Genomic DNA, 19,412 nt, shown 5'->3' with positions numbered 1-19,412 from the left:
GGGGCACTCCATGTCGATTCAAACCATCACCGAATGGTTCATCCCGGACCGCGTCCGCCAATCTCCGGAACAGGCGATCCGCGGCCGCACCGTCGTCGGCGTCGGCCTGCTGGCCGGCCTGGTGGCGCCGCTGTTCGCCGTCGAATACCTGCAACTGGGCCATCGCGCCATGGCCGCCGGCATCGCGCTCGGCGGCCTGGGCCTGCTGCTGGGCCCGCTGCTGCTCAAGCTCAGCGGCGCGGTGCGCTTCAGCGCCGAATTCATCACCAGCTGCATGTACGCGATGGTGTGCTGGATGGTCTACGTCAACGGCGGCATCCAGTCCACCAGCATCGTCTGGTTCGCCGCCATTCCCTTTACCGCCGTCTTCGTCGCCACCCGTGTCTCCGGCATGGTCTGGCTGGCGCTGACCGCGGCCGCCATCGGCCTGTTCCTGTGGCTGAGCGCCCGCGGCCTGCTGCCGGCCAACCCGATTCCCCACGCCGAAATCCCCAAGCTGCAGGCCAAATCGCTGGCCGGCCTGTCGCTGGTGGTGCTGGCCCTGGCGCTGGCCTTCGACAAGGCCAAGGTGAAAAGCTTTGAAAAGCTGGAAGGCGCGCGGCGCGAGGCCGAGCAGGCGCAGCAGGCGATGCGGCAGCTGATGGCCCAGCTGACCCAGTCCATCCAGGCCGCCTCCAGCGCCAGCCGCGACATCGCCGGCAGCACCGGCAATATGGCCGACACCATGGCCAGCCAGCGCGAACGCTCCGAGGACATGGTGGTGATCGCCCAGCAGATGGCGGTGGTCACCAGCCAGAACGCCGAGCAATCGGTGACCGCCACCCAGCTGGCGCACACCGCCGGCCAGGCGGCGCTGGGCGGCGGCGCGGCGATGGACCAGGCGGTCAGGCAGTTGAGCAAGGCCGGCGAGGTGATCGCGCTGGCCTCCGGCCGGCTGGAACAGCTGGGCGAGCGCAGCGCCGAAGTCAGCGGCATCGTGCAGCTGATCCGCGACATCGCCGACCAGACCAATCTGCTGGCGCTGAACGCCGCCATCGAAGCGGCGCGCGCCGGCGAGCTGGGCCGCGGCTTCGCGGTGGTGGCCGACGAGGTGCGCAAGCTGGCCGAGCGCACCCAGAACGCCACCCTGGACATCGAGCAGAAAATCCGGCTGATCGTCGACGGCACCAACCAGGCGCTGGTGGCGATGCGGGACGGCAATCAGCAGATGCGGACCGGCCGCGACCACTCGGTGGACGCTCAGCAAAAGCTCTCCGGCATCATCCGCGAGACCGGCGAACTGGCCAGCCTGCTCAGCCAGATGTCGCAGGCGGAGGCCAATCAGAACCAGGGCTTCGCCCAATTCGCCCACGACATCACCGCGGTGGGCGAATCCACCCGCAGCCTGTCCGGCGAAACCCAGGCCATCGCCGACGCCATCGCGCGGCTGGACCGCTTGCTGGTGGAGCTGGGCCAGAACACCCGCCACCTGCAGCCGCAAACCGCCGCGGCATGAAAAACGCCGGCCCTGGGCCGGCGTCGTCCTTTGGACTGGCGAACGCCCTTACTGCGGCAACTCGCTATTGCTGAACACCTCCAACTGCACCTGCTTGACGCGCTTGTCCGCGGCCAGCCGCTGCTGCAAGGACAGCAGCTCGGCCTGGGCCGGCGCGTCGAACACCACCACGCTCTGAGTGCGGTAACGCACGCTCAGGCTGTGGTCGCGCGCCAGCGCGGCCTCGTCGCGCGGCGAAGCCAGCTTGACCATCACCACGCCGCTGACCTTGGACGGCGCCAGCTCGCCCTCGGAGCGCAGCACGTCGCCGCGCTTCAGCGTCACGCCGCCGTCGCTCGCCGTCGAGCGGGCGCTGACGCCCTGCGGCAGCTTGCCGGCCGGGGCCGCTTGTTTGTAATAGGTCTTGCCGTTGATCACCAGCGGCTGGCCGCCCGGCTTCTGCTTGAAGGACGGAACGTCGGCGGCCTGGGCGCCGGCGGCCAGGGCCAGCAGGCCGGCCAGAATCAGGGAATGTTTCATCGTTATGCTCCTTTGTGGCCGATGAAGCGGATGGACCAAGACCGCAGGGTGCCGGTGGCGTTGGGCAGGCTCAGCGTGCTCTGGCCCTGGCCGTCCCGGTAGTCGTAATAGTACTCGGCGCCGTTGGTGTCGATCACGCGCAGCCGCCATTGGCCGCGCGCCGATTCGCCGTAGAAATGGTTGGACAGCAGGCGCTGCTGGTTCAGGCCGTAGCTCTCATTCACCAGGCCGGTGCGCGGCGACAGCAATACCGAGCGGGTGCCGGCCGGCGAAATCAGCTCCACCGCCAGGTCGTTGGCGCGGCCGTGCTTGGCGTCCACCAGCACTTGCACCGCTTCCACCGTCAAATCCTCGGCGTGAGTGTACGCGCTGTCCAGCCCGGCTTCGTTGGCGTCCGGAATCGCCTTCATCACCGACACCGTCTGCCAGCGGGTCTTCTCCAGCGCCGCCAGCGGCTTGTGAGTGCGGCCCAGTTCCACCGCCTTGTCCACGTCGATCAGGCCGAAACCGTAGAACGGGTGGAAGGCGAGACCGGCGGCGTTGTTCTGCCAACCCGGCAAGGCCTGGTAGCTGTGCGCGCCGCCCTTGGCGTCCTTGAAGGCCAGGGTCACGCCGGCATGGTTGGCGTCCACCTTGCGCGCCGACTTGATCAGCAGGTGGCGCACGTCGCGCGCGCTCAGATTGGGGTAAGCCGACATCAGCAGCGCGAACGAGCCGGAAGCCGCCGGCGCCGCGGCGGAAGTGCCGTTCATGGTGCCGCGGTAATCGCAGTTCGGGTCCAGCGCGGTGCCGCCGTGCAGCTGGTTGGTGGACGGACGCAGCGTGGAGTTGGAGCCGCGGTCGCAACCCACCAGGTCGGTGGTCACCATCGCCGGGCTGGCGGTGCCGTACTCCCCGCCCGGGGAGGTCAGCAGCACATTGGCGCCCACCGAGGAGTAAGACGAGCGCACGCCGTCGGCGTTCAAGGCCGACACCACCACGTTCCAGTAATTGCTGTTGTCGGTGGTCAGGTTGGAGTCCTGCATCGGCAGGCCGTCGTTGCCGGCCTTGGCCGAGACATAGGTGGGCTTGCCTTCGCTGTCCGCACCGGACTGGAAGAGGACGTAGGCGTTGCCCGCCGATTTGACGAACACCGCGCCCTTGCCGCCGTTGCTGCGCAGGCTGACGTCCTCGTGCGCTTCGTCGCGCACCCGCAGCGTCATATCGGTGTCAGGGTTGCCCGGAATCGAGCGGATCGCCGAGCTGCCGTAGCTCTGGTTGAACACGCGGGAGCTGGTCGACGACTGGCCGGCGCCGTCGCTCGGCGATTTGCCGTGCGACAGCATCCAACCGGCGGTGGTTTGCGCCTTCAGCCAGTTGAAGCCGTTCAGGCTGGCCGCCGGCGCCACGCCGCGGCCGCCCAGATTGTTGAAGCCCACCGCGGCGGCGATGCCGGACACGGCGGTGCCGTGGCTGTCGGTGGCCGAGCTGGGGGTCGGGTCGTCGCTATTGTTGGCCAGGTTCTTGGAGCCCGGCACCACATTGCCCGCCAGGTCGGGATGGCGAATCTCCAGGCCGTCGTCGATGACGGTCACCGTCACGCCGCGGCCCTGGATATTGCGCGAATGGCTAAGCGCCAGGTTCAGATCGATGCCGGCCACGCCGCCGCGCTGCGAGAACGCGTTCTGCCCCGTGTTTTGCAGGAACCATTGCTGGGACACCAGCGGATCTCCCGCTTGCAAGGGCGTTGCGGCCTGACCGGCCAGGGACGCCAGGGCCAGCGAAACCGCGCCCACCGTGATATGGATACGCATTGCATCTCCTAAGTGTCGAAACTGCTGTCGATAGGGAACAACCGCCGCGAGTCCGGGGCTGCCACCCCATCGCTCCCGGCCATTCGCCGCCGCCTGCCAGCGACGGCGAAATCCTCGGTCCTCCGCGCCGGCGTCCGGCTTGGAAAACCAAGCCCTCCTCATCCGGACGCCCTGCGGCGAACCTGCGTCGGCGCTCGCGCCGGGCCGCCGAAGCCGCTTTCCTCGCCGCGCTCCGGCCGGCCCCGCCGGCGTCTGCCTAAGCAGTGAACCATCAAAATCGAAAATGCCAAAGTCCTATTTATTTTTATCGTATATAAAAACTTCATAATACAAAATGCAATAATTCCCATTCGCAAATATGACATTAGAAAGAAACAAGGCAGGGAAAATCTTGTCAAAATCAACCGCTTAGCATGACAAGGCCCGCGAACCGCACAGCCGCCCGCGCGACGAGCCGCCGGCGGCAAGCGCCGTCGGGGCGGCGCGCGGACGTCAGGATTTGTCAGACAGAAGGGCGAAGGAAGGGAACAAAAAGGAACAAAGACACAAATAAAAAACGCCCCGGACGGGGCGTTTCGATGGGTAGCGAGCTTGCCGCGACGTTTAGTCGCGTTCGCCGGCAAAGGCCAGCAGCAGTTGCAGCAGGCTGGTGAACAGATTGTAGATGCTGATGTAGATAGACAGCGCGGCGGAGATATAGCTGTCCTCGCCGCCGTCCACCACCACCTTGACCTGCCACAGAATCATCAGCGAGCTGAACAGCGCGAAAGCCGCGGAGATCATCAGCTGGAAAGCCGGCATGCGCAGGAAGATGTTGGCCACCACCGCCACCATCAGCACGATGGCGCCCACGGTCAGGAAGTTGCCCAGGCCGCTCAGATCGCGCTTGGTGGTGGTGGCGATGCCCGCCATCACGAAGAACACCAGCGCGGTGGCCGCGCCCGCGGTCATGATCAACTGGCCGCCGTTGGAAAACTTGAACGCCAGTTGCAGCAAGGGTCCCAACAGCAAGCCCATCAGGAAGGTGAAACCCAGCATCAGGAACACGCCGGCCGAGCTGTAGCGGTTCTTCTCGATGGCGAACACCAGGCCGTAAAACACGGCCAGGATCGCCAGCATGCCGATGATGGGGCTGCCGGCCAGGAAGCCGAAATTCATATTGGTGCCGACGATGGCGCCCATCACCGTGGGAATCATCGACAGGCCCAGCAAACCATAAGTATTGCGAAGAACCTTATGGCGTACCTCGGCCATACCGGTCGTCTGATAAGCCGTCTCAAGGTTCGGGTGCATAATTAAGCCTTTCTCCAAAGGGATTTTTATCAAATTGTACCGACAGTGACAGCCGCCGTGGCAATAAGTTTCCAGGCGGCCCGGCTTGCGCCTCGCAAACGCTTCGGGTATTCTTGCACTCCCTTGCAAATGCGGGCTTCCGGCCGAATTTGCAAGCGGCATCGAAGCGAAAGTGGCGGAATTGGTAGACGCACTGGATTTAGGTTCCAGCGCCGCAAGGCGTGAGAGTTCGAGTCTCTCCTTTCGCACCACCCCTGCAGTGATCTCCTGACCCTTCCCCCTTTAAAGCCCGCCCCGCGATGACTTCCGCCGTCCGGAATTATCAGGCCGGTCCCAAGCAAACCCCGTCGCTTACGCAACAACTTGCCCCAGCCGCGTCCCGCAGCCTGCCGCGCCATGAAAAACGCCCCCGAAACCGTTCCGCTTCGAGGGCGACAAGCCGGGCTTCGGCTTCGAATCAGCTCGCGGCGGCCGCCTGCTTGTCCATCATGATTTTCAGAATCTGCGCATCGGTCTGCACCATGCCCTGGCTGGCCAGCTTGCCGAGGTTGGCGATGGAGGCGTCCAGTTCGCATTCGACGATGCCGTCGCTGCCGGCCACGCACACCCCGTCCAGCGCCATCAGCACCGCCTTGTAGGCCGAGCCGGCCGAGGTGGACACCTTCATCGCGCAACTATTGGACGCGCCGTCGCAAATCATGCCGGCCAGGTCGCCTATCATGCTGGAAATGGCCATGCCCGCCACCGCGTAGCCGCCGCCCAGCAACTGGGCCATACCCGCCGCCGCGCCCATGGACGCGGTGGTGACCGCGCACAGCGCGGACAGCTTGGGCAAGCGGGCGTGGATGTAAATCGCCATCAGGTGCGACAGCATCAGCGCCCGCGTCAGCGCCTCGCGGTCGGCGCCGACATGCTCGGCCACCACCACCACCGGCATGGTGGCGGCGATGCCCTGATTGCCGGAGCCGGAGTTGCTCATCGCCGGCAAGGTGGCGCCGCCCATGCGGGCGTCGGACGCCGCCGTGGTGCGGGTGAGGATGCGGGTCAACAGATTGTCCGACAGCAGGCCGGCGCTCACCTGCTTGTGCAGGGTCGCGCCGATGTGCAGGCCGAACTGCCCTCCCATGCCCGCCCGCGACAGCGCCTCGTTCAGCGTGGCCGCCTCGTGGATGAAGTCCATCATTTCCAGCGGCGCCTGGACGGCGAAGTCGTAGACATCCCGCGCCGTCGCATCGGAAAAGTCGTATCCGGCGCCGGCCTGGCCCGCGGTTTCGGCTTCGGCGCGGAACAGCGCCGCGCCGTTGCGCTCGATCAGCACCACATGGGTGTGCGAATCGGCGATGCAGACGCGGGCCGTCTCGTCGCCGGCGAACACCCGGGCTTCCGAATACAGGATATTGGGCACGTCCGCGATGTGCAGCGTCACGCGCTGCTCGGCCAGCATGCGCTTGGCAGCTTCCACCACTTCGCCGCTCAAACCCTTGAGCACCTCCAGCTTGCCGTCCGGGTCGCCGCCCAGCGCGCCCACCGCGGCGGCGATCTGCAGGCCCACGGCGCCGGTGCCCGGCACGGTCACGCCCATGCCGTTCTTCATCAGATTGGGCGACACCCGCGCCTCGATGCGCTCAGGCGCGCGGCCCAGGGTCTTGGCGGCGATGGCACAGGCCAGCGCCAGGGAAATCGGCTCGGTGCAGCCCAGCGCCGGCGCCACTTCCGCGCGCGCCGCCTTGACGAACTGCGGCCACAAATCGGTGTTGAGAGTTGCTGTACACATGATGATTACGCTTTCAAATCAAATAAATGCCTTGCCGCCGCCCGCAAGAGCGGCCGGCGACGGAAATCAGGAAAAGGCCAGGAAGGGCGACACGCAGAGCAGCAGGCCGGTGGCGATGATGATCTTGAGCGCGGTTCCCTTGTATTTGTGCAGGAAGGGCACCTGGTAAACCAGATAGGCCGGAATCAAGCAGCCCACCAGACCAAAGACCGGGCTGCAGATCGAGGTGAAGCTCAGCACCGGGGCGTTCAGCACGATGGCGCCCCAGGACAGCAGGACGGTGAACGCCATGATGCCCTTGGCCACCCACTCCGGCCGGATGCTCTCCTCCGGCATCACCCGGCGCAGCAGATTCATCGCCAGACCCTGGCAGGCCTCGCGGAAGCCCAGATAGACGCCAAAGTAAGCCGTCATCACCGCGAAAATATTCAGGATCAGGCTGAACAGCTTGACGATGTCGCCCGGCATGCTGCTGGCCACCATCGCCAGCGCCGAGATGTTTTCATGCGAGGCCTTGACCGCCTGCTCATGCCCCATCGCCAGGGTGAAGGACACCGCGTAGAAGAACACCGTGACGAAGAGGATGCCGAAAGCGATGTTCATCGCCCGCATCGCCTTGTACTGCGCCACCTTGCGCGACTTCTCCCGCGCGCGGTAGGAGATCACCATCGGGCTCAGGCTCTGGATGAACAGGATGGACGTCAGCGTGAACGGCAGCATGATGATGGCGTCCTTGATCAGGCTGCCCAGCGACGGAAAGGCGCCGACATTGACCATCCTCCATTCGGACACCATGGCCAGGCCCAGCACCGCCACCACGCCCAGCTTGGTCAGCACCATGCCGGTGGAAATCTTGAACAGCAGCTGCTCGCCGCGGGAGGCCAGCGCCACCAGCAGGCAGATCAGGCCCAGGCCGTAAAAGGGATTGGCGGACAGCAAGGTCTTGGTGACGCCGAAGCTGTGCAGAAAGGAGGCGCTGTCGTTGGTGATGGCCGTGGAGTACACAAAGACCCAGATCACCAGCATGATGAAGTACAAAGCCCCCAGCAGAATGCCCCAGTTCTTGCCCAGATAGCCGCTGATCACGCTGGGATAGTCCTTGCACTCGGGCGACTCCGCCAGGGTGTTGATGAACAGGCGCTGGAACAGATACATCGCCGGATAGCCGATGACGGACGACAGCAGGAACACCCACAGCCCCATCAGCCCCACCTGCACCGGCAGAAACACAATGCCGGCGCCTATCGCCATGCCTATGCTCATCACGACCCAACCGCGGTCGACGCCGTCGAAACGCACCGCCTCCCGCCACTCCGCTTCGCTCATGCCCGCGCGTTCGGCAGCGCTTGCCCTGGGCTTGACGCCCACCTGGGTGATGTCCATACTCTTTGTTCCTTTAGTGGTTCATCTGCTGTCTCAAGCCCTCCGGCGCCAACCGGAAGCTTGGGTGTCCCCGCCGCGCTGCGCCAACAGCGCGGGAAGGGATTCTCGGACGCGTATCGGAAGCCCTCAGTCGCGGCACAGCTTCAGATAGCGGTAAAGCGTGGGTTCGGAAATCTCCAGCGCCTGCGAAGCCTTGCCGACGAAGCCGCGGATAGAAAACAAGCCGCGCTGGTTCAACTCCCTGATCACCTCCAGTTTTTCATCGCCGGACAAACGCGCCGGATCGATAGCGTACTGCTCCAGCACGCCTTGCATGATGCCCACGCCGACGTCGTCTATGCCCAATGACAAGGTTTCCTGATGCGGATCGTGAGACAGCTCCGCCGGCAGCAGCGCCTGCACCGCCTCCAGCGCGCGCTTGTAGCGGCTGTCGTCGGAATTGACGCAGAACATGGCCTGCGCGCGGCCGGCCTCGTCCTTGATCACCAGGGTGGACGAGCGCAGCGACACGCCGCCTCGGGTCTTGCTGCGGTAGTTCAGCCGGTAGTCCTCGCCGCCCTTGCCGGAACACTCCCGCGCCATGCTCAAGGCGAGATCGGTGGCCGGCGCGCCGACGCTGCGGCCGGACACATACCCGTTGCGGATGATTTTGAGCGAGGCGCTGGGATCGGACAGATCGTGCACCGCCACCTCGCTGTCCGGCCCCAACAGGGCCGACACGAAATCGGCGAGCACTTCGGCGTCTAGTTGCAGTTTCATGGCGATGACAAAAAAATTATCACGGCGAGATTCTATGCATCACCTCTCCGCCATGTCATGCGCAACCACGAGCGCATTTGACGCGCGTCAAATCCGTCCAGACCGCCGCCCGCCGCAAGCGCGGCGCCCAATGAAAAAAACCCGCCAAAATAGCGGGTTAGACAGGAAAGAAACGGCCGCCCCGGCCCGGCGAATTTGAGCGGCGGGCTCAGAAACCCGTGTCTTTCCTTCTTACCAAGCCTCGTCCGCCGGCAAACGCCTGGCGAACAGATCCACCGGCGTGTCCGGGATGAAATCCAGACTCACCCGCCCCTCCGCCACGAAGCCCAGCTTGCCCAGCACCCGCGCGGACCCGGTGTTGTCGGGGTGCACCAGGCCCACCAGCCTGTCCAGCGCGTAAACGTCCCGCGCCAGGCGCAGACAGGCGCGGCCGGACTCGGTGGCGAGACCCAGGCCCCAGTACTCGGGCAGAAAGCGGTAACCCAGCTCCACCGCGTCCACCGCCGCCATGTATTTCAAGCCGCTGAAGCCTATCACCTCGCCGCGGTCCTTCCACACGCAGGCCAGCCGGCCGAAGCCGTAGCGCTCGTAGTCCGCCAGCGGTCCGTCGCGCATCGCCTGCAAAGCCTGTTCGCGCGAGCCGAACGGCGTGTTGCCGACGTAGCGGATGGCCTCGGCCACGGTGCCCAGCCGGTAAAAGGCGTCCAGATCGTTCTCGTTGAAAGGCCGCAGCAATAGGCGGCCGGCATCCACGGCTTGCATCATCGTTTTCCGTCCGTTCGCAAAATCATGACAATGGAAACAATTTGCCAGCATTCCTCCGTCCGCGCCATGGTTTTTGCACCGCAACAAATCCGCCGGGCAAACGCGCCGGGCGGATCAGCTGATATACTGTCGCTTTGATTTTCCCCGCCGCAGAACCCCGCCATGAACGATCTGTTTGCCAATGAACCGAAGAAACCGCTGGCTGAAGCGCTGCGTCCCGGCCGCCTCGACGAGGTGATCGGCCAACGGCACCTGATCGGCCCCGGCAAGCCGCTGCGGCTGGCGGTGGAGGCGAGCACCCCGCACTCGATGATTCTGTGGGGCCCGCCAGGCGTCGGCAAGACCACGCTGGCGCGCATCCTCGCCGCCAGTTTCGACGCCGAATTCATCCCGCTGTCGGCGGTGTTCTCCGGCGTCAAGGACATCCGCGAGGCGGTGGAGCGCGCTCACGCCGCGCTGCAACGCTCCGGCCGCCACACCATCTTGTTCGTCGACGAGGTGCACCGCTTCAACAAGAGCCAGCAGGACGCCTTTCTGCCCTTCGTCGAATCCGGCCTGCTGACCTTCATCGGCGCCACCACGGAAAACCCCTCCTTCGAGGTCAATTCCGCGCTGCTGTCGCGCGCCCAGGTCTATGTGCTGAACAGCCTGGACGAGGAGGAACTGCGCCAGCTGTTCGAGCGCGCCGCCGCCAACGGCGCGCTGGACGGGCTGAGCTTCGACGACGCCGCCGTCGACACCCTGACCGGCTACGCCGACGGCGACGCCCGCCGCTTCCTCAACCTGCTGGAGCAGACCCGCACCGCCGCCTACGCGCGCAAGACCGGCCAGATCGACCGCGATTTTCTGTCCGAGGTGCTGACCGTCAACGCGCGCCGCTTCGACAAGGGCGGCGACGATTTCTACGACCAGATCTCCGCGCTGCACAAATCGGTGCGCGGCTCCAATCCGGACGCGGCGCTGTACTGGCTGACGCGAATGCTGGACGGCGGCGCCGACGCGCGCTACCTGGCGCGCCGGCTGGTGCGCATGGCCTGGGAGGACATCGGCCTGGCCGACCCGCGCGCGATGCAGATCGCCAACGAAGCGGCCGCCACCTATGAGCGGCTGGGCAGCCCGGAAGGCGAACTTGCGCTGGCTCAAGCCGCGCTGTATTTGGCCATCGCAGCCAAGAGCAACGCCGGCTACAAGGCGTATAATGAGGCCCGCGCCTTCATCAAGCAGGACAAGTCCCGGCCGGTGCCGGTACACTTGCGCAACGCGCCCACCCGGCTGATGAAGGAGTTGGGCTACGGCCACGAATACCGCTACGCCCACGACGAACCCCATGCCTACGCCGCCGGCGAGACCTATCTGCCGGAAGGGCTGGAGGACATGCGCTGGTATCAGCCGACTCCGCGCGGACTGGAAAGCAAAATACGGGACAAGCTGGATTTCCTGCGTCAGCTCGACGACGACGCCCGGCAAGACTCCGAATAAGTGAAAGAAACAGGACCAACCTAACCATGCTCGACATCAATCTGCTTCGCAACGACATCGAAGCCGTCGCCGCCCGTCTGGCCGGCCGCGGCTATGCCCTGGACACCGCAGCCTTCAACCAGCTGGAGTCCGAACGCAAATCCCTGCAGACCCGCATGCAGGAACTGCAAGCCAAACGCAACGCCTCCTCCAAGCAGATCGGCGTGGCCAAGGGCAAGGGCGAAGACGTGTCAGCCATCCTGGCCGAAGTGGCGACGCTGGGCGATGAGCTGAAAGCCGCCGAACAAGGCTTCGACGCGGTGCAAAAGCAGCTGGACGCCTGGCTGATGTCCATCCCCAACCTGCCGCACGAATCGGTACCGGCGGGCAAGGACGAAAACGACAATGTGGAAGTGCGCCGCGTCGGCGTGCCGCGTCAGTTCGACTTCGAAGCCAAAGACCATGTCGACGTCGGCGCGCCGCTGGGCCTGGACTTCGACACCGGCGCCAAGCTGTCCGGCGCGCGCTTCACCGTGCTCAAGGGCGACATCGCCCGGCTGCACCGCGCCATCGCCCAGTTCATGCTGAACACCCATACCGGCGATCACGGCTACGTCGAGCACTACACCCCCTACATCGTCAACGACAGCGCGCTGCTGGGCACCGGCCAACTGCCCAAGTTCGCCGAAGACATGTTCAAGGTCAGCAAGGGCGGCGAAGAAGGCAATGTGGACCAGTACCTGATCTCCACCTCGGAAATCACCCTGACCAACACCGTCAGTAACAGCATCCTCAAGGCCGAGGAGCTGCCGCTGAAACTGACCGCGCATTCGCCCTGCTTCCGTTCCGAAGCCGGCAGCTACGGCCGCGACACCCGCGGCATGATCCGCCAGCATCAGTTCGACAAGGTGGAGATGGTGCGCATCGAGAAGCCTGAAGACTCCTACGCCGCGCTGGAAGAGATGGTCGGCCACGCCGAAAACATCCTCAAGGCGCTGGAGCTGCCCTACCGCGTGATCACGCTGTGCACCGGCGACATGGGCTTCGGCGCCGCCAAGACTTACGATCTGGAAGTCTGGCTGCCGGCGCAGAACACCTATCGCGAAATCTCCAGCTGCTCCAACTGCGAGGCCTTCCAGTCGCGCCGCATGATGGCGCGCTACAAGGACGAAAACGGCAAGAACCAGCTGGTGCACACGCTGAACGGCTCCGGCCTGGCGGTGGGCCGCACCCTGGTGGCGGTGCTGGAAAACTACCAGAACGCCGACGGCAGCGTGACCATCCCGGCCGTGCTGCGGCCTTACTTCGGCGGCCGCGACAAGATCGGCGGCTAAGCTCGAGCCGGGCTTGCGCCCGGCCCGCGACAACGGCGCTCCGAGGAGCGCCGTTTTTCACATCCGCGCCGCCAGCAGCGCTTCGAAGTCTGCGCGCGGCAACGGCTTGCTGAACAGATAGCCCTGGCCCAGCCGGCAACCCTGCTGCAACAGGAAATCCCGCTGCGCCTCCAGCTCCACCCCCTCGGCCACCAATTCCAGCCCCAGGCTGCGGCCTATCGAAATGATGGCGCGGGTGATGGCGGCGTCGTCGCCGTCATGGTGCAGGTCCATGATGAAGGAACGGTCTATCTTCAAGCCCTTGACCGGCAGCCGCTTCAAATAGGACAGCGAAGAGTAGCCGGTGCCGAAATCGTCGATGGACAGATAGACGCCCAGCTCGCGCAGCCGCTGCAGCGCCTCCACCATGCCGCAGTCCTCGTCCATCGCCACGCTCTCGGTGATCTCCAGCTCCAGCGCCCCGCTGTCCAGCCCATGCCGGCTCAGCGCGCGCGCCACGGTGTCGGCGAAGCTGCCGTACTTGAGCTGGCGGCCGGACACATTGACCGCGATGCGGCCGGGCCCCAGCCCCATGCCTTGCCACTGGGCCCAATCGCGGCAGGCGGTGTCCAGCACCCACTCGCCCATCGGCACCATCAGCGAACCATCCTCGGCGATGGGTATGAATTTGCTCGGCGCCATCAGCCCCAGCTCGGGATGGCGCCAGCGCAGCAGGGCCTCGGCGCCGACGATGCGCCGCGTGGCCAGCTCCACCTTGGGCTGATACCAGACTTCCAGCTCTTCCTGCGCCAAGGCGCGATGCAGGCTGTACTCCAGCTTCAGCCGCTCCATCGCCCGCGCGTTCATGTCCGAGGTGTAGAACTGGAAGTTGTTCTTGCCGCGCTCCTTGGCCTGGTACATCGCGGAGTCCGCGTTCACCAGCAGCGCGTCGGCGCTGAGCCCGTCTTCCGGGTACATGCTGATGCCTATGCTGGCGGAGATGAACAGCTCGTGGCCGGTCAGGCCGGACTGTTCGGTGACGCCGTCCAGCAATTGCTGCGCCAGCTCCGCCACCTGGGTGACCCGCTCCACCACCGGCAGCAGCAGGATGAATTCGTCGCCGGACAGCCTGGCCACGGTGGAATGCGGCGGCGCGTACTGCAACAGCACCGAGGCGATGCGCACCAGCAATTCGTCGCCGGCGTGGTGGCCCAGGGTGTCGTTGACCAGCTTGAAGCGGTCCAGGTCGACGAACAGCAAGGCGAACTGCGAGCGCGCCGGCTGCGCGCGCTCTATCGCCTCCTGCAACCGCTCCAGGAACAGGGTCCGGTTGGGCAAGCCGGTCAAAGCGTCGTGGTTGGCCAGGAAGTGCAGCCGCTCCTCGGACTGCTTGCGCTGGGTGATGTCGGAGAACACCGCCACGTAATGCAGGCATTCGCCGTCCGCGTCGCGGATGGCGGTAATGCTCAGGTGCTCGGTGTACAACAGGCCGCCCTTGCGGCGGTTGACCACCTCACCCTGCCACACCCCGCTCTCTTTCAGGCTTTGCCACAGTTTCTGGTAGAAATCCGCCGGCTGCCGGCCGGACTTGAGCAAGGCCGGCGTGCGGCCCAGCGCTTCCTGACTGCTGTAGCCGGTGATGCGGCTGAACGCCGGATTCACCATCTGGATCACCCCGTTGCCGTCGGTGATCAGAATCCCCTCCAGCGTCGATTCGAACACCTTGTCCGCCAGCAACAGGCTGCGCCGCGAATGCAGCAAGGCGTCGTCGCGCTCGCGCAAGGCGGAGTGCAGCTCCTGCAGAAACTCCTGCTCCACCATCTGGATGATGTCGCGGAACCCCAGCAGCTGCAGCAAGACGCCGTCGGCGTCGTAGACCGCCAGATGGCGGATCTTGTGCTGCAGGATCAATTGCCGCGCTTGCAACAGGCTGCTGCCGTCGCGCACGCCCAAGAGCGGCCAGGAGCAGGCTTCGGCCAGCGTCGCCGGCGCGCGCCCCTCGGCCAGCAGCCGCAATAGATCGCGCAGGGTCAGAATGCCGTAGTCGCCGTTGTCGAAGTTCACCGCCAGCGCGGTGGCGCCTTGGCGCCGCATCAAGGCCAGCGCCTCCTCCGGCGAGTCCTGGGCGCCCAGCAGACACAGCGGCGCCGCGCGGTCCGCCACCACCCGCCGCACACTGAGAAAGGATTCGCTGCCCTGGCTCAACACGATGTCGGTCAGCGACACCACGCCGCACAGCTTGCCGGCCTGCTCCACCAGCGCATGACGGATGCCGCGTTCGCGAAACAGCGCTACCGCCTCGCTCACCGGCAGATCGTGCGGCAGCGCCACCAGGGGCGCGCTCATCGCGCCGCCCACCGGCCGCATGCCGGCCGCGCCGTCCAGCCGGTCCAGCGCCAGCGCGTCGGCTTCAGTCCAAATCCCCAAAGGCCGGCCCGTCTCGTCCTGCACCACGATGGAACCGCAGCCCGCCAGCAACATGCGCCGCGCCGCTTCCGCCAGCGGCGTATCCGCCGCGCACGCCAGGATATCCGGGGTAGAGATTTCTTTTATACACTGTTTTAAGTAATACATTAACAATCCAACCCGGGCTATTCACGGAAAAATTCCAAATGGCATTATAACGATGCAAACCGCCGTCATGTAGTCGGATTGCAACAGCCCCGCCCCGCAGCGGCGTCGAGACGCTCGGCCGCCGCCTCCTCGCCGCGGCTTCCCCGCGCAAGCCATTCCTTTTGCATTCAGTAAATCGTCAAATACTCATATACATGATCTAGGACAAAGCGCGGCGCCGGCAGCGCCTGCTAGGCTGCCAACAGAATCGGCGAATTTACATTCGCCACGGAAATGACAAAGGTATTGCGCGGCGCAGCATACGCCTATCGGACTCACTGCCTTGCGCATGGTCAGCCCAACCATCCACACAGCGACACAAGCACCATGAGCCAACAACGCATCCACCTATCGGTTCAGGGCCGGGTTCAAGGCGTCGGCTTCCGTCCCTTCATCTGGCGCACGGCCAGCGAGTGCGGCCTCACCGGCTTTGTCCGCAACAGCGGCGAAGGCGTCACGCTGGAACTGCAGGGCGAGCCGCAGGCGCTGAGCGCCTTCCGCCAGGCGCTGAAAACCCGGCTGCCGCCGCTGGCGCACATCGACGCGCTGCAGGAACGCGACATCCCGCTGCAGAACGCCGAACAGCGCTTTCAAATAGAAGAAAGCAGCGGCGCGATCACCCATGCCCGGCTACCGGCCGACGTGGCCACCTGTCCGCGCTGCGTGGAGGAACTGTTCACTCCCGGCGACCGCCGCTACCGCTTCCCCTTCATCAACTGCACCGATTGCGGCCCGCGCTACACCGTCACCCACCGGCTGCCCTACGACCGCGCCAACACCAGCATGCTGGCCTTTCCGCTGTGCCCGGTGTGCCGCCAGGAATACCTGGACCCGGCCAGCCGCCGCTTTCACGCCGAGCCCACCGCCTGCCCGGTGTGCGGCCCCAAGCTGCAGCTGACCGACCGCTTCGGCCAGAACCTGAACGGCGATCCCATCGTCGGCGCGGTGCAGATCCTCAATATGGGCCGCAGCATCGCGATGAAAGGCCTGGGCGGCTTCCACCTGGTCTGCGACGCGGCCAGCCCGGCGGCGGTGGCGCGGCTGCGCCAGCTCAAGCACCGCCCCGGCAAACCGCTGGCCATCATGGCGCTGAACGTGGAGTCCATCCGCGCGCTCTGCCACGTCAGCGAAGAAGAAGCCGCCTGGCTGCAGCGCCCGGAACGCCCGATAGTGCTGCTGAACAAGAAGCCCGAAGCCGACCAGTTGCTGCCGGACATCGCCCCCGGCCTGTCCGCGCTGGGCGTGATGCTGCCCTACACGCCGCTGCAATGGCTGCTGTTCCACGAAGCGCTGGGCCGCCCGCCCGGAACCAGCTGGCTGCGCCAGCCCTGCTCGCGGCTGTGGGTGATGAGCAGCGCCAACCTGTCCGGCGAGCCCATCGTCACCGGCAACCAGGAGGCGCGCGAGCGGCTGAATCAGGTGGCCGACGTCTTCCTACTGCACAACCGCGCCATCGTCACCCGTTGCGACGACAGCGTGGTGTCGCTGGAGCGGCGGCGGCCGCTGCTGTTCCGCCGCGCGCGCGGCTTCGTGCCGGATCCGGTACCGCTGGCGGAGGACGGCCCGCCGGTGCTGGCGCTGGGCGCCTATATGAAGGCCACCGCCACCGTGTTGCGCGGCAAGGACGCCTTCGTGTCGCAATACATCGGCGCGCTCAACCACCCGCTGACCTGCGAAGCGCTGCAACAGGCGGCCGACCATTTGCTCGACCTCACCGGCGTCGCCCCGCAGGCGGTGGCCTGCGACCTGGAAACCGGCACCTACTCCAGCCTGCTGGCCGAACACCTGTCCAAGCAATGGGAGGTGCCGCTGATCCGGGTCCAGCACCACCACGCCCACCTGGGCGCGGTGCTGGCCGAACACGGCGTGGCGGAGCCGGCGCTGGGCCTGGCGCTGGACGGCTACGGCCTGGGCCACAACAACGGGGCCTGGGGCGGAGAGATGATGCTGGTGGACGGTGACAGCTGCGAACGCATCGGCCACATCTCGCCGCTGCCGCTGCCCGGCGTGGGACGCAGCCGGCTGCCGCCGTGGAAGCTGGCCGTGGCCTTGTGGCAAACCCTGGAGCTGGGACCGCTGCCGCCGCGGCTGGCGGCCCAGCCCGGCGCCCAGCAATTGGAGAAACAGCTCGCGGCCCGCCGCGACTGCCAGGACAGCACCAGCCTGGGCCGCTGGTTCGGCGCCGTCGCCGGCCTGACCCGCCAATGCGGGGTGGAAACCTTCGAAAGCGAAGCCGCGCAGAGGCTGGAGGCCCAGGCCGGGCCGGCCGAACCGCTGACCGGCGGCTGGCGCACCCAGGCCAATCTGCTGGACCTGACGCCGCTGGCGCGCCATCTGTGCCAGCTGGACGACGACCAAGCCATCGCCAGCCTGTGGCACGCCACCCTGGCCGCCGCGCTGGCGGACTGGGCGATCAAGGCGGCGCGCACCACCGGCACCCGCATCGTGGCGCTGGCCGGCGGCTGCTGCGGCAATCGCCAGCTGATGGCGCAACTGCTGCCGCGGCTGGAGCAGGCCGGCCTGCGCCCGCTGACCGCGGAACAGCTGCCGCCCAACGACGGCGGCCTGAGCCTGGGCCAGGCCTGGGTGGCGCGCCAGCGCCTGCTGCGCCGGAGCTGAAACGAAAACGGCGCGTCGCCCAAGGGCGACGCGCCGTCTCGGCGGCTGAATCCCGGATCAGGACGGCAGACGCTCGCCCCACAAGTCGTGCTCGCTGCAGTCGACGATCTTCACCGAATAGAACTCGCCCGCGCGCATGCCGGCGGCGTCTTCGACGAACACCAGGCCGTCGATCTCCGGCGCGTCCGCGTAGCTGCGGCAAATCGCCGTGCCTTCGTCGTCGATCTCGTCCACCAGCACCTGCATGGTCTGGCCGACGCGGCGCTCCAGACGGCGCGCGCTGATCTCTTCCTGTACCGCCATGAAACGCTCCTTGCGCGCTTCCTTCACCTCTTCCGGCACCGGATTCGGCAAATCGTTGGCGGTGGCGCCTTCCACCGGCGAATAGGTGAAACAGCCGACGCGGTCCAGCTCCGCCTCGCGGATGAAGCTCAGCAGCTCTTCGAAATCCTCCTCGGTCTCGCCGGGGAAGCCGACGATGAAGGTGGAGCGAATCACCAGCTCCGGACAGATCTCGCGCCACTTCTTGATGCGCGCCAGCACATTGCCGCTATTGGCCGGACGCTTCATCAGCTTCAGCACTTTCTGGCTGGCGTGCTGGAACGGGATGTCCAGATAGGGCAGGATCTTGCCGTCGCGCATCAGCGGAATCACCTCGTCCACGTGCGGATACGGGTAGACGTAATGCAGACGCACCCAGATGCCGTGGCGGCCCAGCTCCTCGCACAGCTCGGTCATCCGGGTCTTCACCGGACGGCCGTTGTGGAAGCCCAGCTTGTACTTGGTGTCCACGCCGTAGGCCGAGGTGTCCTGCGAGATCACCAGGATTTCCTTGACCCCGGCCTTGGCCAGGTTCTCGGCCTCGCGCAGCACGTCATGGATGGGACGGCTTTCCAGATCGCCGCGCATCGACGGAATGATGCAGAAGGTGCAACGGTGGTTGCAGCCTTCGGAAATCTTCAGATAAGCATAATGCTTGGGCGTCAGCCGCACGCCGATGTCCGGCACCAGATCGACGAAGGGATCGTGCGGCTTGGGCAGGTGGGCATGCACCGCGCTCATCACCTCGTCGGTGGCGTGCGGGCCGGTCACGGCCAAGACCGACGGATGCGCGTCGCGCACCACGTCGCCCTTGGCCCCCAGACAGCCGGTGACGATGACCTTGCCGTTCTCGTTCAAGGCTTCGCCGATCGCGTCCAGGGACTCGGCCACCGCGGAATCGATGAAGCCGCAGGTGTTGACCACCACCAGGTCGGCGCCGGCGTAGCTGCCGGAAATATCGTAGCCTTCGGCGCGAAGGCGGGTCAGGATCTGCTCGGAGTCGCTGGAGGCTTTGGGACAGCCCAGCGACACGAAGCCGATGCTTGGAATCTTGTCTGCCATGATGATGGCCTTGCTGAAGAAAAACGCGAGAGTATACAACGATTTGACAGGCGATGCGCGGCGTTGCGAGGGCTTGGGCCGCAGGCTTGCCGATTCGTTTTCGCCAGCCGCCGCGCTCGCGCCGGGCCGGATGCGAACGCCGATGCGCGGCGCTCTCCTTTCCGATCTCACTTGATAGTAAAATCCGACGCCACCATCTAGGCCTGAGAGCCTGTTTACGATCTGCTGCGCGTCGGCGATACGGC

Annotated in this window: 14 protein-coding genes and 1 tRNA gene; 6 read left to right on the top strand and 9 right to left on the bottom strand. The window is 65.8% G+C overall.

The genetic code is table 11. From position 1 onward, the window contains the following. Positions 1-10: 10 nt before the first annotated feature. Positions 11-1,495 (top strand): methyl-accepting chemotaxis protein, encoded by a 1,485-nt coding sequence (locus VK98_RS18515; protein WP_048415450.1) that lies wholly within the window; start codon positions 11-13, stop codon positions 1,493-1,495. A gap of 48 nt (positions 1,496-1,543) precedes the next feature. Here VK98_RS18515 and VK98_RS18510 read toward each other — a convergent pair whose 3' ends face one another. From VK98_RS18510 to VK98_RS18500, 3 genes are all read right to left on the bottom strand, one after another. Then, complete coding sequence (locus VK98_RS18510) at positions 1,544-2,014, bottom strand: hypothetical protein (protein ID WP_048415449.1); 471 nt, start codon at positions 2,012-2,014, stop codon at positions 1,544-1,546. 2 nt (positions 2,015-2,016) lie between these two features. Beyond that, positions 2,017-3,807 (bottom strand): S8 family peptidase, encoded by a 1,791-nt coding sequence (locus VK98_RS18505; protein WP_048415448.1) that lies wholly within the window; start codon positions 3,805-3,807, stop codon positions 2,017-2,019. A gap of 603 nt (positions 3,808-4,410) precedes the next feature. After that, positions 4,411-5,100 (bottom strand): Bax inhibitor-1/YccA family protein, encoded by a 690-nt coding sequence (locus VK98_RS18500; protein WP_048407763.1) that lies wholly within the window; start codon positions 5,098-5,100, stop codon positions 4,411-4,413. 166 nt (positions 5,101-5,266) lie between these two features. Between VK98_RS18500 and VK98_RS18495 the strand changes: the two genes are divergently transcribed. Then, positions 5,267-5,351: transfer RNA gene (locus VK98_RS18495), tRNA-Leu, on the top strand. A 206-nt stretch (positions 5,352-5,557) separates the two neighbouring features. Here the strand turns inward: VK98_RS18495 and VK98_RS18490 are convergent. From VK98_RS18490 to VK98_RS18475, 4 genes are all read right to left on the bottom strand, one after another. Further along, entirely contained in the window at positions 5,558-6,874 is a 1,317-nt protein-coding gene (locus VK98_RS18490; protein WP_048415447.1) for a serine dehydratase subunit alpha family protein, read from the bottom strand. Between the two features lie 66 nt (positions 6,875-6,940). After that, positions 6,941-8,257, bottom strand: a complete 1,317-nt coding sequence (locus VK98_RS18485; protein WP_156187953.1) for an amino acid permease — start codon at positions 8,255-8,257, stop codon at positions 6,941-6,943. 126 nt (positions 8,258-8,383) lie between these two features. Continuing rightward, positions 8,384-9,016: a transcriptional regulator gene (locus VK98_RS18480; protein WP_048415446.1), complete on the bottom strand. Its 633-nt coding sequence runs from the start codon at positions 9,014-9,016 to the stop codon at positions 8,384-8,386. 231 nt (positions 9,017-9,247) lie between these two features. After that, on the bottom strand, positions 9,248-9,778 hold the full coding sequence (locus tag VK98_RS18475) for a GNAT family N-acetyltransferase (protein WP_053077483.1): 531 nt from the start codon (positions 9,776-9,778) through the stop codon (positions 9,248-9,250). A gap of 165 nt (positions 9,779-9,943) precedes the next feature. On the opposite strand from VK98_RS18475, the gene VK98_RS18470 reads away from it, so the two are divergent. Then, a complete protein-coding gene (locus VK98_RS18470; RefSeq protein ID WP_048415444.1) occupies positions 9,944-11,260 on the top strand; it encodes a replication-associated recombination protein A in 1,317 nt (438 codons plus the stop codon). A gap of 26 nt (positions 11,261-11,286) precedes the next feature. Continuing rightward, positions 11,287-12,573: a serine--tRNA ligase gene (gene serS, locus VK98_RS18465; protein WP_048415443.1), complete on the top strand. Its 1,287-nt coding sequence runs from the start codon at positions 11,287-11,289 to the stop codon at positions 12,571-12,573. A 57-nt stretch (positions 12,574-12,630) separates the two neighbouring features. On the opposite strand, the gene VK98_RS18460 is transcribed toward serS, so the two are convergent. Further along, positions 12,631-15,126 (bottom strand): EAL domain-containing protein, encoded by a 2,496-nt coding sequence (locus VK98_RS18460; RefSeq protein ID WP_048415442.1) that lies wholly within the window; start codon positions 15,124-15,126, stop codon positions 12,631-12,633. A 366-nt stretch (positions 15,127-15,492) separates the two neighbouring features. On the opposite strand from VK98_RS18460, the gene hypF reads away from it, so the two are divergent. Continuing rightward, positions 15,493-17,784 (top strand): carbamoyltransferase HypF, encoded by a 2,292-nt coding sequence (hypF, locus tag VK98_RS18455; RefSeq protein ID WP_053077482.1) that lies wholly within the window; start codon positions 15,493-15,495, stop codon positions 17,782-17,784. A gap of 57 nt (positions 17,785-17,841) precedes the next feature. On the opposite strand, the gene rimO is transcribed toward hypF, so the two are convergent. Beyond that, on the bottom strand, positions 17,842-19,167 hold the full coding sequence (gene rimO / locus VK98_RS18450; RefSeq protein ID WP_048415460.1) for a 30S ribosomal protein S12 methylthiotransferase RimO: 1,326 nt from the start codon (positions 19,165-19,167) through the stop codon (positions 17,842-17,844). Here rimO and VK98_RS23890 point away from each other — a divergent pair. After that, on the top strand, positions 19,166-19,342 hold the full coding sequence (locus VK98_RS23890; protein ID WP_156187951.1) for a hypothetical protein: 177 nt from the start codon (positions 19,166-19,168) through the stop codon (positions 19,340-19,342). The genes rimO and VK98_RS23890 overlap by 2 nt on opposite strands. Positions 19,343-19,412 lie beyond the last annotated feature (70 nt).

It is taken from the genome of Chromobacterium sp. LK11, assembly GCF_001043705.1.
GTDB lineage: Bacteria > Pseudomonadota > Gammaproteobacteria > Burkholderiales > Chromobacteriaceae > Chromobacterium > Chromobacterium alkanivorans.
Note: the sequence above shows the minus strand (reverse complement) of the source record. Positions and strands in the feature narration are given on the sequence as shown.

Coding starts and splice junctions, on each gene's coding strand:
- VK98_RS18460 (WP_048415442.1), bottom strand. CDS start 15,126: ATGTATTACTTAAAACAGTGTATAAAAGAAATCTCTACCCCGGATATC.
- VK98_RS18480 (WP_048415446.1), bottom strand. CDS start 9,016: ATGAAACTGCAACTAGACGCCGAAGTGCTCGCCGATTTCGTGTCGGCC.
- VK98_RS18505 (WP_048415448.1), bottom strand. CDS start 3,807: ATGCGTATCCATATCACGGTGGGCGCGGTTTCGCTGGCCCTGGCGTCC.
- VK98_RS23890 (WP_156187951.1), top strand. CDS start 19,166: ATGATGATGGCCTTGCTGAAGAAAAACGCGAGAGTATACAACGATTTG.
- rimO (WP_048415460.1), bottom strand. CDS start 19,167: ATGGCAGACAAGATTCCAAGCATCGGCTTCGTGTCGCTGGGCTGTCCC.
- VK98_RS18470 (WP_048415444.1), top strand. CDS start 9,944: ATGAACGATCTGTTTGCCAATGAACCGAAGAAACCGCTGGCTGAAGCG.
- VK98_RS18475 (WP_053077483.1), bottom strand. CDS start 9,778: ATGCAAGCCGTGGATGCCGGCCGCCTATTGCTGCGGCCTTTCAACGAG.
- VK98_RS18485 (WP_156187953.1), bottom strand. CDS start 8,257: ATGGACATCACCCAGGTGGGCGTCAAGCCCAGGGCAAGCGCTGCCGAA.
- VK98_RS18500 (WP_048407763.1), bottom strand. CDS start 5,100: ATGCACCCGAACCTTGAGACGGCTTATCAGACGACCGGTATGGCCGAG.
- VK98_RS18490 (WP_048415447.1), bottom strand. CDS start 6,874: ATGTGTACAGCAACTCTCAACACCGATTTGTGGCCGCAGTTCGTCAAG.
- VK98_RS18510 (WP_048415449.1), bottom strand. CDS start 2,014: ATGAAACATTCCCTGATTCTGGCCGGCCTGCTGGCCCTGGCCGCCGGC.
- serS (WP_048415443.1), top strand. CDS start 11,287: ATGCTCGACATCAATCTGCTTCGCAACGACATCGAAGCCGTCGCCGCC.
- hypF (WP_053077482.1), top strand. CDS start 15,493: ATGAGCCAACAACGCATCCACCTATCGGTTCAGGGCCGGGTTCAAGGC.
- VK98_RS18515 (WP_048415450.1), top strand. CDS start 11: ATGTCGATTCAAACCATCACCGAATGGTTCATCCCGGACCGCGTCCGC.